Genomic DNA, 17030 nt, shown 5'->3' with positions numbered 1-17030 from the left:
CATCGCCATAAAGCTAAAGTTTTACACTATCCATTATGTAAAAAAGACGTTATTCTTTTTGTAGAAATATACAGAAAGGATGGCGTTTTGTATGAATCTATCGATTCAGATGAGTTTCATTTGTTAGCTAAAGAACTAGAGCGATATCTATCTCCACATATCCTTCAACAACTTGCACAAGAGACAGGTTTTGTAAAACGTAAAAGTAAGTATGGTGCACGAGATTTGGCTGCTTTATGTATCTGGATTAGTCAACAGGTAGCAAGCGATTCTCTAACTCGATTATGTAGTCAGCTTTATGCAAATACAGCTACACTTATGAGCCCAGAAGGACTTAATCAACGTTTTAACCGATGCGCTGTTTTATTTCTACAGCGTGTATTTTCCCTTTTAATCAAAAGCAAACTAAACGATTCGTCTCAAATCTCAAACCAATACACCTCTTATTTTCAACGTATACGTATTTTAGATGCTACTATTTTTCAAGTACCCAATCATTTGGCTCCTATTTATCCTGGTTCAGGAGGATGTGCACAAACAGCCGGTATTAAGATTCAGCTAGAGTATGATTTACATAGTGGGAAATTCCTCAATTTTCAAATGGAACCAGGTAAAAATAATGATAAAACCTTTGGTACACAGTGTTTGGATACCTTACGCCCAGGAGATTTATGTATTCGAGATTTAGGATATTTTTCTCTAAAAGATTTAGACCAGACCGATCAACGGGGAGTATTCTATGTTTCACGGTTGAAATTAAATAATAGAGTATATGTAAAAAATGAATCTCCAGAATTCTTTCGGAATGGGACAGTAAAAAAGCAATCTTTATATGTTTTGCTTAACCTTGAAGATATTATGCATCAGATAAAACCAGGAGATACTTATGAAATTCAGAATGCCTATATTGGGCAACAAAAATTACCCTCACGAGTTGTAATATATAGACTCACATCAACTCAAATTCATAAACGTAGGAAACAACAAACTTATGTTGAAAAGAAAAAAGGAGTTACATACTCTGAAAAAAGTAAACGTTTAACAGAAATCAATGTTTATATTACCAACATCCCATGGGAAGTTGTTCCGATGGAACATATTCACGATATCTACTCGCTACGTTGGCAAATAGAGATTGTATTTAAAACATGGAAATCTCTTTTTGGTATCAATCGTTGTCATAATGTTAAGCGGGAACGTCTAGAATGTCATCTTTATGGCCAATTAATCGCTATTTTTCTTTGTTCTTCAACTATGTTCAAAATGAGACAACTGCTACTACAAAAAAAGAAAAAAGAATTAAGTGAATATAAAGCTATTTACATGATTCAAGATCATCTGTATTTGGCATGCACATTTTTAAGAGTGTACCTCTACTTTAAGAATTTTTTAGTCCTGATGAACGAAAATTCATTTTGCCTATGTTCTTAAGTTGATGGGCATGTGGCTGTACCCCTACTAGTCATAATTAACGTATAACCCGATACCACAATATATTCTGTTATTTCGAATAATGCATATAAATCTTAAATATCGATTTTTATCAGCTATTGTTATATATTAATTATCTAATCAATATATATAATGAGGTGGATTTAATTGTCGTTTTTTAAAAACAGCAAAATTGGTAAAATATTAAACGTATTAATAATTATATCAAGTGTTGCTTGCGTATTATTATCTATACTAGGATTTTGGGGCCTTAAAAAAGGTGAGTATGCTTCTTCTACTATGTATGAAGATAGTTTATTACCAATTCAGTGGATAGGAACTATAGAGTCTAATTTTTATCATATTAATATGAATGTAAATGAAATTATGGTATCAAAAGATGAAAAAAGAATAAAAGAGCTTATGACAGAAAGTGATACATTGCGTACAGATACTGATCATTTATTAAAGCAGTTTGAAACTAGAGTTAGTGCTAATAATGAAAAAGAATTGTATAAAACATTTCTTGAAAGTTTTAATGAATTAAGAACTCAAATGAAGAAAGTAGAAGATTTAGGACAAACTAACAATGAAGAAGCATATGCTTATTATCTGAAAGAGGTTGAACCTAATATTAAAAAAACAACTCAAGCGATTCGTGAACTTATCTTATATAATAATCATAATGCAGAGCAACTACAAAAAAATAATACCGACAGTGCGACAAGCACAATAATGATGTTTGTTAGTATCTCCATTGTAGCAATTGCAATCGTTATTTTTATTGGCTATATCATTAAAAGTGCAATTAGACAACCAATTGTATTATTACAAAGAGATATGGAACAAGTATCTAAAGGTGATCTAACAATACGCACTTCTTATAAATCAAATAATGAATTGGGAAGCATTGTAAAGTCATTTAATAGTATGTTGGATAACTTGCAACAATTAATTGGTGAAGTGAAAATCACAACTCAAGAGGTTATTTCTTCTACCAATGGGATGTTGCGAGATACTAAACGAGCATCTCATGTATCAAGAGAGGTTGTCCAAACTATCTCTGAGGTCGATAAAAAAATAGAAGGACAGGTTACTAGTATTCAAGAAAGTTCATTATCAATGGAAGAAATAGCGACCGGAGTTCAAACAGTAGCTGAGTCTTCGGCAACGGTTACAGAATTGGCTGTTACAACAACTGAACAAGTCAATTCTGGTAGTAAAGTGATAAAGCAATCCATACTTCAAATGAATAGTGTTCATGAAGTTGTTGAAGAAACATCCACAGTAATTGATAGACTTGTTACACGTACACAGCAAATTGATAGCGCTCTGGACGCTATCAGTAACATTGCTGAACAAACTAATCTTCTCGCCTTAAACGCTGCGATTGAAGCAGCTCGTGCCGGAGAAAACGGAAAAGGATTTGCAGTAGTTGCAGCTGAAGTAAGGGATTTAGCAGAGAAATCGAAAGAATCGGCAAATGAAATTAATCATTTAATACAATTAATTCAAACAGATACAAAAGATACAGTGGATGTCATGCAAAAAGGCCAACAAAAGGCTACAGAAGGAAAAGAGGCTGCTTATCAAGCAGATCAAGCATTCTCATCTATTATGGTGGCTATTAATAAAATCACTAGCCAAATTCAAGAGGTATCTGCAGCGACAGAAGAAATGTCTGCCGGTACAGAAGAAGTTAATGCTTCTATATCAAGTGTTTCTGAAACTGCAACACAAATAGCTAAAGAAACCACTCAAACTGTACAGTCAATCCAATCACAAGCAGCATCAATTGAGGAAGTATCGAGTCAATCTAACAAAATAAAAGAAAAAGTAGAAGCATTATCAGAATTAGTTTCAAAATTTATTATTGAAACTAAAAAAGCTGGAAAATAAAATAGGTTGAATATTATAAAAAACTACAGGTTCTTAATCAATTACAGACCTGTAGTTTTTATTATGATTTACCTATTTTTCAACCTTTGTCCTTCTTTTTTGTAAAACGAAGTGAAAGTAGGGATAGTTAAAATCTCCTCGGATATTAATTATAATCCCTGGTGGCGGCCACTTTAAAATATTTCGTATTTCTTCTATGTAATTTATCAAGCTAAGATTATGCAAAGTCAATTTTAGGCGAGATTGTTTCTTTTTTCTAAAGGGCAAGTGTAGGTGATTATTAATCCTAGATTGGCATCTCATACCGAGAATCGTTTCCGTACTCCTAAATACCCCGCGTTATCACCTCATATAGATTCGGAATGTATACATTCTGTATTCGTCAACTATGTTCCTCCACTATATAATGAATACAAAAAATGTGAGAGTATATTCACCCTCACATGTGTTTAAATTAATATTCAGGATATTTAGTTTGTTGTTCCATATGTTTTGCAACGTCAATTAAGGGTTGCATCTCCTTTAAAAAAGCATTTACATCTCTAAAGGAGTCCATAAAATAATACTCATTAAATTCATCATAACAGCTAGTGAGTTCAATTATAATTCTAGGTGCATTCTTATACTCAGGTTCAAGATAAAGCGTATTACATCGGCAAAGGATCGTAAATAACTCGTTCATTTTCCCACCTAGAATAAAGGTGGCTTCATAGTTATCATCAAATGATACAACATGGCTTGCTTCATATTGAAACCGTCCATTTCTAAATATAGTTCCTGTAATTTCTCTATGCTTTATTGATGTTTCCACTGTCATAATCATCACCTCAAAGAAGTGATTCTATGCATGCCTGCAAAACACCTTTTAGGCATCACCATACCATTTCGGGAATATTGTACGTTTAGACACAATTGGGACACATCTTAACGTTTTCTGTACGTTAAGAGGCATCCGTCCAGAAAACCTTATGTTTATGAACAGAGAGAAAAACTTAATAATATCAACGTTTTCTATCTATAACTGTGTTCATAAAGTATGTAAACAAATCAATGTTCAGTTAAACTTAAGTTTTTATCTTTCTGAACATGTATTCACCTAAAAAAATGCTGTAATGATAAGGTTTTTTAATCCTTAGCGTATAATTTTCCCGGAATGATATGGTGACCCCTAATAGTAAAATCATATCGTGTAACGACGAATATATGTACAACTATTTATAGAATGATTGCCGAGATTGCAATTTTAAGACGATTATCTTTTGTTTTGTGTACAATCTATCGTTAAATCGCTTGAAATGGGCGTTTTATAATGCGCGTTTTGTGTTTAGGAAAGGAAAGCGCAAACTTGGTGCATTTAATAATGAAATGACCGAGAGTGCTAAAAGAGTTACCGCCACATGACATATGTCAATTTTATTTTTTGTTTTTGAATATTCAAATATTATTTTATCAAGTTAAACAAACTAACAATATTTGTGAAACGTGTTAAGGTTATTGTGTAACCAGAAAAAAATATTAAGAACGGAGGATTATGGAACTTATGGGGATTAAAAAACTATTATTAACATCTTTTATGCTCGGTGCAATCATCTTAGGATCTACGCAAAATGCTAGCGCTAATACAATTAATGATGACACTATCAAATCTCTTCCAGAAGGGGTGGAGAAATATTACCCAACAAACCCTGAACTTTTAGTGGATAAAAATTATGATGATTACAAGTATTCTGAAGATTCGATAATTAGACCTCCATATGCTGCATCCCTTAAAATTAAAGAGCAACTTCCAAGAAATGTTTATCTTTCAACACAGGACAAGTCGCAGTCTACATCTAGACTACAACTTTATAGTGGCGACAATTTAGGTATGAACGTAGAACCCAAAAAATTTAATGAAAAAGGGCGAGGTACAATTGTTGGTATAATATATCGTAATGGTGAGTATTACGATACCTATGTATTTTATAATACAAAGAGATTCACTACTACCATAAAGACTGGTGATTTATCGCAATATTCATTGAGATTATACTGTGGAAACCCAAAGGAATTAGAAACTGGGTGTGAAGCAAGTGGAGTTATTTATCCAGTAAAATAAACTGCACCTAGGAGGTCTTTACCCCACTCAAAATTCAATACTCTTTCAGTACCAAAAAAGTTGTCAAAATAAAAAGGAGTAGCAAATGCTACTCCTTCACTAATTTTTTACTGGTGCTCTTTCAAAAACTGTTACGACTCTTTTATATCTTTTTTCTATAAAATCAACAATACCCAAACTTGTTATATACCTCTCAAACACTTCAGATTTATCTTTAACTAACCTTCAATTTCTTATCCGTACACAACAAATAATCCCCTCAGACGAACCAAGAGACCCTTTAAATGTATATCTCGTTATTTTTGTTCTCACTTCATCAGAAACCATACTAAGAGTATGCAAGGTTGTTTACAAAAAAAAGAATAGCGGAAACCCCTAGAATCCCCGCTACATCAACGATGTATAAAATCCTGTATACCAAATAAACAGACAAAAAAGAAGAATCCCTGTAGCTACAAGGATTCTATCAAAGTATTTGCTACCGATAACGAATTTTATGTGAATAAGCCGTCCATATTGAAGTGACCCCCGAAAGTTAGACAGGTCGTTTCATTATGCAGCCTCTAGGGTATGAGCCCGGTATTGTACTGGGCTCATACCCTTTAATTTTGCCTTAATTCTTTTATGATTATAGTATTCTATATACTTTGCTAATTCTTGTTTGAAATGTGTTATACTTTCAAATTCTTTTCGATACAGAAATTCCGATTTCATAATACCGAAGAAATTTTCAATAACGGCATTGTCATAACAGTTTCCTTTGCGAGACATACTTTGAGTTATGCCATAATTCTTAAGAGAATGCCGGTATTGTTTCATTTGATAGTGCCAACCTTGATCAGAGTGAATGAGGAGTTTATCCGGATCGGTTACACAATAAAGGGCTTGGTCCAACATCGTTGAAACAAGGGAATAGGTCGGTCTGGAACTAATTGTATACGTGATAATTTCACCATTAAATAAATCCAACATTGGTGATAGGTATAACTTCTCCCCAAATAACTTAAACTCCGTAATATCTGTAACCCACTTTTCATTTGGTTTTTCAGCTTGGAAGTTGTGATTTAAAATATTTGGCGCAATTTTCCCAACTGTCCCTTTGTAAGAGCGATATTTTTTCATACGAACCAGACATTTTAACCCTAATTCTTTCATAAGGCGATATACTTTTTTATGATTTACTTTGTGTCCACGATTCATAAGTTCATCACGAATAAGACGATAACCATAATACCCATCGTGTTCATTATAAATAGCTTGAATCAGTTCTTTTACCTCCGTATTTGGATCAGGACGATTAAAATGTTTCATCCAGTAATAGTACGTACTACGTGGAATGTTTGCGAGTTGAAGTAACTCCTTGATAGGAAATTCATGCCTTAACTCGTAGATTACTTGCGCTTTGTCTTGTTTGGTGATTTTTCTTTGTTTTGAACTAAGGCATTCAACTTTTTTAAATATGCATTTTCCATACGTAAACGCTCATTTTCCGCTTGTAAGGCTTCGATTGATCCTTCATCTACTGGTTTTATTTTTTTATGGAATTAATAATTCATAAACCAATTCATTATCAGTCATAGTAGAACACTTTTGCCAAGGATGAACAAATTTATGCCAATACTGATTTGTCCAACCATTTTTATAAATACATAATTTCCATCGATAATGAGAATGGTGATAATCCTGACGATCATAATCATAACTAATAAAATCTGATTGAATGTATGAATTAAACAATATAAGACCTCCTATAAAAAGTACTTAAAATATCCTATTACATATGAATGTCCCAATTCATAAAGCAAATGCCCAATAATAAATATTTATTATTATTTATCTAAAAAAAAGATAAATAATCTAAAATGAAAAGAGATCTTTATTTAAAAGATCCCTTTTTTATTTACCAAACAAACGACTCCAAAATGATGAAAGATAAAAAAGAAGAATAGGATACTCTTTTAAAAAATAAAAAATAAACAGCTTAAACCCATTAGAATCATAGGTCAGAAAAAAACTGGCAGATTAACAAGAGAACGAATTTTACTATGATTATAATTTAATTGATCCGGTTTGATTGCTAGGCGAAGGTTAGGAAGCCGCTGTAGCAAAGTACCTAATGCAATTTGTCCTTCTAAACGTGCTAATGGAGCTCCCAAACAGTGATGTATACCAGCCCCAAAAGCTAAATGATTATTCTCTTCTCGTGAAATATTCAATATTTCCGGATAAGTAAATTTCTGTGGATCAATATTTGCAGCAGTCAAAGAGAGTAGAACTAAATCACCTTTGCGAATCATTTTTCCATGTATTGTCATATCTTCACTAGCAAGTCGGCTAATAAACATAACTGGGCCGGAATAGCGTAATAGTTCGTCAACAGCGGAAGGAATCAGGGAAGGGTTTTCCCTTAGTAAATTCATTTGTTCGGGATGTTGAAGTAATGCCAGCACACCATTACTGATTAGATTAACTGTCGTTTCATGTCCAGCGATAATGAGCAGCCAAATTGTCGAGAGAAGCTCGTTATTACTCAACTTGTCTTCTTGCTCTTTTGTTTGAACGAGCTCGCTTATCAAATCGGCATCAGGATTTAGGCGCTTTTCGTTAAGCAGTGCCTCGATGTATTGAATAAACTTTTCAAGTGTTGTTGTAACTGCAGCTCCTTCACTAGGATCCACAGAGGCGTTCATGAGTATTTTTGTCCATTCACGGAACTGGCTTCGATCAGTGGCGGGAATCCCAAACATCTCGGAAATAACAATAATGGGTAGTGGGTAAGCAAAATCTGAAATAATTTCCATCTTTCCTTGTTCCTGTACAGCAACCAACAATTCGTCGGCAATTTGCTGAATGCGGGGACGAAGATCCTCTATCATACGTGGTGTAAAGGCTTTAGAGACTAGACGACGTAGGCGAGTATGATCAGGTGGATCTACCGTAAGCATATTCGGCATATTCATCAGCCAGTCAAACAGTTTACTCGCAGCTGGATTTTCCAAAATTGGATGCTGCTTATCATGGAGTGGTGTGAATTTCCGTAAATCTTTGATAAAACGAGAATCTTTTAGAATAGTAATCACATCATCATAGTGTAATGCGACCCATGTCCCTCCCATGCCATAAAAGTCATCAATTTGAAAGAAACGCTCTTGTTGCTTGATGAGGTTTTTATAGAACATAATGGGATTACGCATGGTCTTTGACGAATTCAAATCCTTAAAAGTAAGTTTTTTCACCAGTATCCTCCTTATCATTATAACTATTGAATGATCTGAAATTACATGTCTCTTTACCATACTATTTTATAATCGTTCATAATAAAAAATGATACATCCGATTCCTAGACTTGTTTGGTTGAAAATATATTCCTAAAATCAAAAAAACACTAATACGTTTTTCTTTATATTTCTTCCGGAATATACAAATATTGATTATATAACAGCCTATATGGCTCACCATACATGTTAAGAAAACAGATTTACCGAAAAAGAAAAAATGAGCATTTTTATTACAAGTTAGCACAAAATTTCATTTTTAGGATAGTTGTCTTCTCTTAGCTTAATGGGGATGGGGGAGCACTACATCACAATCAAGTTAACAAAAGTAAATACCCCAAAAATGAAAATTTTATCCTTTAATACGAACTCCAACATATTTATGTTTTGTAAAACCATGCGATCTTTAATTTGCTGACAACGTGGATTAATACAAAATATAAATAGAAAAAATCCCTAACAATATCCAAAACAATGGTTAGGGATTTTTTCTATTTATTATAAGATTAACGGTTGACTTGCAAAGCAAGTTACTTGATTTTACTATAGATTTCTTAGGATTTTCTGACTCATTCACTTTTTTTGCTGCTTCTAAAAATGTAGCAACATAATCCAATAGAAACGAATTATTTACACTATCATAATAGGTTTATATATATATACTAAACATTCAGTATATATATTCTTAATTCATTTGCTACTATACCTGTGTTAAGTTATTAGTGAAAAATAGATTTTAACAATTAATTAATATTACAAGACATAAGTAATTGCATCATTTTAGTAATATGGATACGAAAAGAATGGAGGAATAATTTTGTATAAGGTATCACAATTTAATGTACCTTTCAAAAGAGATAATATTAATTTTCTATATAATAGCCATACAGGAGCGTTCGTTAAAATTTCTGATGAATATAAGGATACTATAAAAAAAATTAGCAAAAGAGACTATAATGAAATTCCTAATTTACATTTAGAAGAATTAACTAGGGCTGGTTTTATAGTAGAAAATTCTTTAGATGAATACGGTGTTTACCATTATTTAACTAATAAAAGCCGTTTTGGAAGTGAATATTTAGGTTTAACCATAGCAACTACATTACAATGTAATTTTCGATGTCCATATTGTTATGAGGATCATGTAGATGAATATATTGAGGGACAAAAAGAAGAAGATTTGAAAAACTTCATTCAAAATAACTTGAAAAATAAGACTGAATTTTCTGTTACATGGTATGGTGGTGAACCATTATTAAAAAAAGATCTTATAGATAGAATGTCAAAGTATATATTAGCAATATGCAAAGAAAAAAATATACAATATAGAGCTAAAATAGTTTCAAATGGATATTTACTTAATAGAAAAATTGCAGAACATTTAGTCCAAGAGAATAATGTTAAATATGTACAAATTACATTGGATGGTGGCCCAGAGACGCATGATGTGACTAGAATCTTAAGAAATAAGCAAGGTTCTTTCAATAAAATTTTAAATAATATTAAAGAAATACAAGACATTATACAAGTCGGAATTCGAGTAAATGTTTCAAAGGAAAACGTTGCAGATGTCTATAAGCTATTTCCTATCCTAATGAACCAAGGATTAAACAACAAAGTTTCCGTGTATTTTGCTCCAGTAGGGGCATACAATGACATTTGTCAATCTATTAGTGAATCCTGTTTAGTAACAAGGGAATTTGCAAAATGGGAGACAGATTTGATTGAATATGCGGATAAGATTGGCTTCAATATGGGAAATCTTTATCCTAGAAATCGTGGTGGTTGGGTTTGTCAAGCTGTAGATAATAACTCTTTTGTTGTAGATGCCTATGGTGATTTATTTAAATGCTGGCATGAAGTTGGAAATAAAAAATTAAGAGTAGGAAATTTAGCAGAAGGCATTACTTCGTTACAAACCTTAACAAAATGGATGAATTGGGAATTGCCAAACAAATGCAAGACATGTAATATTATGCCTCTTTGTAAAGGAAGATGCCCAGAACTAAGTATAGAAAAACAAGATTTTGAATGTGACCAATTAAAATATAATATCAAAGATAGATTATATAGATATTACATAAAAAATCCTATCGATAAACAAAAAGTACCGGAAACTGAGGTTATTAAACAATCTAGTTAATAAGAAAGTTGAAATATACTTTCAGTGAAAGGAGGTGAATATAATGGAGTACATTGTAAAGCCAATTACATTAAATCCTAAGGATAACAGTGATCGATTAGAGTGTGGTATTAAGTTTAATTAAAACTTAATGATAACAGAAATCGATAAGAGTAGGGTTTTAACAAAAGGATATGTCTTTTCCATCAAATATGGTAAGATATATCCTTTTGTTTATTTGTCTTTTATTAGCTACATAGGGATGTGGTACAACCCTTTGTTAAAGTTTTTTTAGTAATATTATTTGAACATAAACATATTTATGTTCAAATAATATTATAGAGTATATAAAAAGACACTATACTATATATAGTGTCTTTTTATATGTTGACTAGTTCTGAAAGAAAATGTAGTGATTAATCATAATTTGTTGGATGCTTCTTGGTTAATTCCATTATAACATTATTATAGAAGAATTTAAATGCATTTATGCATATATATAATTTTAATATATTTTAGACACATCTGAATTTTTTCTTTCGATTACCAAAAATTCCAGTTTCTTTATTTTTATATCTATACTATAATTTAACTGCTAAATCGTAAAAAAGGAGTTCTAATAGATATGGAGATGAGAAACTTACAAAAATTAATTGAAGACAAGAAAGTAGAATTAATTAAACTAGTAGATAAATATGGATTTAGACATCAGCAGGTGCTAAGTTTAAGTCAAGATATAGATAAGTTAGTAAATCAGATTATTTATATAAATCATAAATGTAAGTAGAACCCTACATTTATAATTGCAGTTTAATGAGGGTTACTTTGGAATATTTTAATTTAAAAGTAAAAAAGAGAATATTGAATTAGAGGAAACTTTTCATTTTGCACCAAAATATAAAAAATGTATGCTCTAGACCACGTGTGCAGAGGATATGCAGCAGAATTTATTATTAATTCTTATCGTGAAATGATTAATAGTTGAACTACTCACCACTTAACGTCCTAACGGACTGTTTGAAGTGGGAGATTCCTGCGAACACCGGTGTATCCACCAGTTATCTTAGCAGGCTCTACCCGCAGTCCCTACGGTGAGAACATAAGTATCTTGTACGCTGACTCACCACACTACCTACTTTAGCTTGGTTTTCGCAATTTTGAGAAGCGTGGGGAGATAGAACGTTGAAGATTTTACGGTTGCAACGTTTTTCTGCAACCAACCTCATATCTTCAGTTTTCGAAGAGCAATCTGTACAAGTAAATGATAGCAAATATGTTGGCTTATGCCAACCGACATTCATCTCCCACCTAAAATTGGTGTTTCACACCTTCACATTTTTGAGGAAGGAGTCTTCTGTCGGAAAACGATAAAAATATGCTATCTGATTACTCAAACTCATTTCAACCATCTCTTCAAGTGTTCGTTAAATTCCTATTTAAAGAACACTTGAGAATGAATTACGTGAGAAGGTATGTAATTAGTATACTTTCTAACGTAATGAATCTATATCAAACCCAAAAATTTATGAAATAATAAAGAGAGTGTAATTTTAAATAATATAATAATGCTAGTCAAATCTCTATTGAATTTATTGCAGCACCTTATATGGAATTATTATATATTCTATCAGGGATTTATATTTTTCCCTATAAGAACTGGAGTAATATTAGAAGCAAATAGCTCTATAATACTATATAGTAGGTTTGAGTTACCATAAATAATTATTATTAATTTATTTATATATAAAAAACTGTATAGTTATTCAAAAAGACTGTGCATAAAAACTTGCATTATAACAAGTTTTTAGCACAGTTTTTTTTATTTTATGCCTTTCATTAAAACTTGAATCTTTGGGGCCATAAAATATAAAATTACACTTAAAATGATTGAAAGGCCACCAATTACACCGAAATAAATAATTTCTGTTTCAGGATTATATAATCGAACTATTTGAGCATTTATAGCTTGTGCAGCTGCACTAGTCAAGAACCACAGACTCATTGTTTGAGCAGAGAAGGCAGCTGGTGCTAATTTGGTTGTAATTGATAAACCTACAGGCGATAAACAAAGTTCCCCGATTACTACTAACAGGAAGCTAATCGCTAACCACATAGGGCTTACAAGGGATTCTGTACCATGTATATATGCAGGGATAATCATAACTAAGAAGGATAAACCAGCAAATAATAAACCAATAGCAAATTTATTAGCCGTACTTGGTTGACGTGAATTAAGCTTTACCCATAACCAAGCAAATACTGGTGCTAACAAAACAATATAAATAGGGTTTAATGATTGAAACCATGAAGATTGAAGTTCAAACCCGGCCAACTTTAATTGAGTACGCTGATCAGCATATGAAGCTAAAATGATAGCTCCTTGTTCTTGAATGGCCCAAAACATTGTAGCAGCGATAAATAATGGTATGTAAGCAATTAAACGAGACTTTTCAATTTTTGTAGTTTTCGGACTACGATACATAAAAATAAAGTAACCAGTTGGAATGAGAATACCTAAGATACTTACTAATAAAGTGAATCGATTAATAGTTAAAATACCTGTTGGTATCGTTAAAATACAAAATAATACTATAGCTATTGTGCCAATACTAAACTGTATAATAACTTTTTTTCTTTCGATGTCTGTTAAAGGATTTGGTACTTGTGTTCCTGCTAAACCAAGATTTTTCTTTTTTGTAAGAACGAAAATAATTAAACCTAATAGCATACCAATTGCAGCGACACCAAAGCCTAGGTGGAAGTTATACTTTTGACCAAGTGTTCCTATAACAAAAGGAGATAAAAGCGCACCTAAATTAATACCCATATAGAAAATACTGAAACCTGAGTCACGTCGAGTATCTGTTTCACTATATAAATCACCAACAATGCTAGATACATTAGGTTTTAATAAACCTGTACCAAGTACTAAAAACACCATAGATATGAATAAAGTACTTATAGTTCCTGGTAGTGCTAAAATCAAGTGACCTATCATAATTAAAACTCCACCCCAAAAAATTGTTCTACTTGAACCTAGTAGACGATCTGCAATCCAGCCACCAATAATGCCAGACATGTAAACGAGAGATCCATAGATGGCCATAATTGACGCTGCGGTCGCATGATCCATCCCTAAACCACCTTGTGAGATTGAATAATACATATAGTAAAGTAATATTGCTCTCATCCCATAGTAAGAGAATCGCTCCCAAAACTCTGTAAAGAATAGGGTAAACAGTCCCTTAGGGTGTCCGAAAAAACCGCTTTGGGGAACAGTACGAATAATATCGCTTTTACTAATCTTCTCCATACGAATACACTCCTTATATATAAATATAATAATACTAACTTAGTATAAACTAATAATTAGAAAATTAAAATAAATATTCACTTGGTTAATTATTAGAAATTTTTTAAAAAATAATTTTCTTGTTGATTTTAATGGGTATTTTAATTATATTTTTTAATATAGATATATTGATTGAAGCTGATGATAGTGTATAAATATTAATACAAACTGTAGGAGGATTTATATATTGTTAAAAAAAGAGGTTTCTATAGAAGATATTTATCAGGAAATATTAGATGGAAAAAGAATTAGATTTCCTCCAAATACATGGAAAGAAGATATAGATAATAAAATGGCGCGGAGGGTATTAACATATTTGCTTAACAGTATTTTAAAATGGAATAAGGAAGACATAAGAAAAAAGTGGAACACAAAATTACTTGTAAAGTATAGGCTACGAGGATTACTCAAACATAGGTATGAAAATAGCCCTTTTAAAGCAATTAATGATTTGTATCCAAATCAGTTCAAAGAATGGGAATTTGGTATGACTCCTTTAAATTTTTGGACTAAAGAAAAAGCATTAACAATTTTGAAATGGATTATTGAGGAAAAAGAGGGTCTTTCACAAGAAAAGCTCTTAGAATTATACGGGAAAAAATGGTTGAAAAAAAATAAGCTTAGTGCACCTCTGGCTATGTATTGGAATAGTAGCCCGTATGCAATGATTAATGATCTTTATCCAGGCTGTTTTAAAGAATGGGAATTTGGCATGACTCCTAATAACTTCTGGACTAAAGAAAAAGCATTAGAAGCATTGAAATGGACCATTGAAGAAAAAGAGAGATTAACCCCTAAACAATTACTTGATATATACAATATAAAATGGTTAAAGACCCATGGATTAGCATCAGCATGTCAAATAATCTGGGGGAATAGTCCGTTTAGAATGATTAATGATTTATATAGAGACCGTTTTAAAGAATGGGAATTTAGAGTTACTCCTGTTGGATATTGGTCTAAACGTAAAGCATTAGAGGCGTTAAGGTGGACTATTGAAGAGAAAGAAAAATTGGATGAAAAACAGCTATTAAAAGTATTTAATCAAAAATGGCTAATAAAACAAAAATTATGGACACCGTTAAAATGCTATTGGAAAGGAAGTCCATATGAAATGCTTATTGCTCTATATCCAAATCGTTTCTCAAAAAATATGTTAAAAGGATATATTTAAAAGTAAAGATTAAATTAATAATTATTGAGAAAGTTTATGATATAACATGCAGTTATTAATTTGGAGGAAGACACCTTAAAGGTGTCTTTTTTTATGCATAAAAAAATTCAAAATACTAAAAGGATTTCTATGTTGATAAAAGATTTAACATTGAACTGGATACAAAATAGTAGAGATAAGGTTCAAAAAGCGTACAAGATGTATGTTAGTTTATCGAAAAAATCCCTACAGGGGACGTAGAGCAAGCCTAAGGTAATGGAGAATTGTCGATTCTAAGAGTAAAGGACTTCTTGGAATGTAATAATTTCAACATCCAATTCGTTAAAATTATATATAAGTATGTTAAAACAATTAGAATTAACGCTTCTAAAGCACCGGCATTTAAAGCTAGAAAAGAATAAAAAGAAGCTGCGAAATAATTATATATAGTAAAAAAGGATTTGATATTCATATCAGATCCTTTTTTCATTCTTAGTTTAGTATAATTGCTCATCGTAGCTATTTAACAAGGGTTTAGAAACTAAATATTTTTCAGGTACTACAATCTTAACCTAATAATTTTCTTAGTTTTTGGCATTCACTTTCCTAGCTTAACGGACATAGGGCACTATATCATCAAAAGAAAATTAGTAACAATACTATCTAGGTTCTTTAAGGAAACCAAATGAGAGAGCAACATTTCAAAGGGTATCTTGTGATATAACTAAGTAGAATTTTTAAGCAAGGGGATGAAGAGATGAATAAATTGAAGGGGAAAATTGCATTAGTAACAGGAGCTAGTAGAGGAATAGGTCGAAGCATTGCCTTACATTTGGCACAGGCTGGTGCGTTAGTCGTTGTTCACTATAGTAAAAGAAAAGAAGAAGCAGAAAATGTAGTGGATCAAATTAAACAAGATGGCGGTTCCGCATTTGCGATTAGTGCAGACTTAAGTACCTTTAACGGTATTAATAATGGATCAATCTCTTCAAAAATATATAGACGATACTACATTTGATATCCTTGTAAACAATGCAGGAATTGGGCAGATTTTAACGTTAGAGGAATCTACAGAGGAGTCTTTTGATAAGGTTATGAATATTAATGTGAAAGCTCCATTTTTCATTATTCAAAAAGCTTTGCCACGTTTAAAAGATGGAGGTCGGATTATCAATATTTCGTCTTTTGTCACACGGGTAGCCTCCCCAAGTGTTTTTGCCTACAGTATATCTAAGGGGGCAATTAATACACTCACTCATACTTTGGCCCAACAACTTGGTGCCCGTGGTATTACAGTAAATGCAATTCTCCCGGTTATAATTAATACAGAAATGAACGCTGAGACATTGGGGAATAGAGATGGACAAAAATATATCGCAGGTTTATCGACTTTTAATAGGTGGGGAGAACCTAATGATATAGCTGATATTGTAGGTTTTCTTTCTTCATCAGACAGCCGTTGGATAACTGGTGAGTTAATCGATGCAAGTGGTGGATCTTGCTTATAATGCTAGAGGAAAAGCCGACTTAAATAGAGTTGGATTTGCAACTCTATTCTTTATTTGTTAAGACACCGAACTACGCACGATTTATTAGCACTTACAAAAACCAGCTTGAAACGAGGCAAAATGTATTAAGTCAATCAAGATAGAGAAGCAATTATGCTGTAGTAGGATTAGTAGTAAGTGTAAATAGTAAAA

Annotated in this window: 9 protein-coding genes and 3 pseudogenes; 7 read left to right on the top strand and 5 right to left on the bottom strand. The window is 32.1% G+C overall.

Features of this window, described 5'->3' with window-relative positions; translation table 11 throughout:
- Positions 1–91: 91 nt before the first annotated feature.
- Together ACTFRM_RS21175 and ACTFRM_RS21170 are read left to right on the top strand one after the other, a co-directional pair.
- Positions 92–1347, top strand: a pseudogene (locus ACTFRM_RS21175) (IS4 family transposase); the annotation flags it as partial.
- A gap of 252 nt (positions 1348–1599) precedes the next feature.
- Positions 1600–3330 (top strand): methyl-accepting chemotaxis protein, encoded by a 1731-nt coding sequence (locus ACTFRM_RS21170; protein WP_440043573.1) that lies wholly within the window; start codon positions 1600–1602, stop codon positions 3328–3330.
- Between the two features lie 454 nt (positions 3331–3784).
- Here ACTFRM_RS21170 and ACTFRM_RS21165 read toward each other — a convergent pair whose 3' ends face one another.
- On the bottom strand, positions 3785–4147 hold the full coding sequence (locus ACTFRM_RS21165; RefSeq protein ID WP_440043572.1) for a hypothetical protein: 363 nt from the start codon (positions 4145–4147) through the stop codon (positions 3785–3787).
- A 723-nt stretch (positions 4148–4870) separates the two neighbouring features.
- Here ACTFRM_RS21165 and ACTFRM_RS21160 point away from each other — a divergent pair.
- Entirely contained in the window at positions 4871–5428 is a 558-nt protein-coding gene (locus tag ACTFRM_RS21160; RefSeq protein ID WP_440043570.1) for a hypothetical protein, read from the top strand.
- Between the two features lie 552 nt (positions 5429–5980).
- Here the strand turns inward: ACTFRM_RS21160 and ACTFRM_RS21155 are convergent.
- From ACTFRM_RS21155 to ACTFRM_RS21145, 3 genes and pseudogenes are all read right to left on the bottom strand, one after another.
- Positions 5981–6966, bottom strand: a pseudogene (locus ACTFRM_RS21155) (IS3 family transposase); the annotation flags it as partial.
- Positions 6965–7165 (bottom strand): hypothetical protein, encoded by a 201-nt coding sequence (locus ACTFRM_RS21150; RefSeq protein WP_242292535.1) that lies wholly within the window; start codon positions 7163–7165, stop codon positions 6965–6967. The pseudogene ACTFRM_RS21155 and the gene ACTFRM_RS21150, both read right to left, overlap by 2 nt.
- A 266-nt stretch (positions 7166–7431) precedes the next feature.
- Positions 7432–8664, bottom strand: coding sequence for a cytochrome P450 family protein (locus ACTFRM_RS21145; protein WP_440043569.1), 1233 nt, complete (start codon positions 8662–8664; stop codon positions 7432–7434).
- A gap of 856 nt (positions 8665–9520) precedes the next feature.
- On the opposite strand from ACTFRM_RS21145, the gene ACTFRM_RS21140 reads away from it, so the two are divergent.
- Both ACTFRM_RS21140 and ACTFRM_RS21135 read left to right on the top strand, forming a co-directional pair.
- Positions 9521–10846, top strand: coding sequence for a radical SAM protein (locus tag ACTFRM_RS21140; protein ID WP_440043568.1), 1326 nt, complete (start codon positions 9521–9523; stop codon positions 10844–10846).
- A gap of 604 nt (positions 10847–11450) precedes the next feature.
- Entirely contained in the window at positions 11451–11612 is a 162-nt protein-coding gene (locus ACTFRM_RS21135; RefSeq protein WP_440043567.1) for a Spo0E family sporulation regulatory protein-aspartic acid phosphatase, read from the top strand.
- Between the two features lie 1032 nt (positions 11613–12644).
- On the opposite strand, the gene ACTFRM_RS21130 is transcribed toward ACTFRM_RS21135, so the two are convergent.
- A complete protein-coding gene (locus ACTFRM_RS21130) occupies positions 12645–14138 on the bottom strand; it encodes a peptide MFS transporter (RefSeq protein WP_000411727.1) in 1494 nt (497 codons plus the stop codon).
- 226 nt (positions 14139–14364) lie between these two features.
- Between ACTFRM_RS21130 and ACTFRM_RS21125 the strand changes: the two genes are divergently transcribed.
- Both ACTFRM_RS21125 and ACTFRM_RS21120 read left to right on the top strand, forming a co-directional pair.
- Complete coding sequence (locus tag ACTFRM_RS21125; protein WP_166695728.1) at positions 14365–15351, top strand: DUF4046 domain-containing protein; 987 nt, start codon at positions 14365–14367, stop codon at positions 15349–15351.
- Positions 15352–16087: 736 nt separating this feature from the next.
- Positions 16088–16838: pseudogene (locus tag ACTFRM_RS21120) on the top strand (SDR family oxidoreductase).
- Positions 16839–17030: the final 192 nt, after the last annotated feature.

The sequence above is a fragment of the Bacillus cereus group sp. MYBK227-1 genome (assembly GCF_051916325.1).
Taxonomy (GTDB): Bacteria; Bacillota; Bacilli; order Bacillales; family Bacillaceae_G; genus Bacillus_A; species Bacillus_A cereus.
This window is presented reverse-complemented; position numbering and strand designations above follow the sequence as displayed.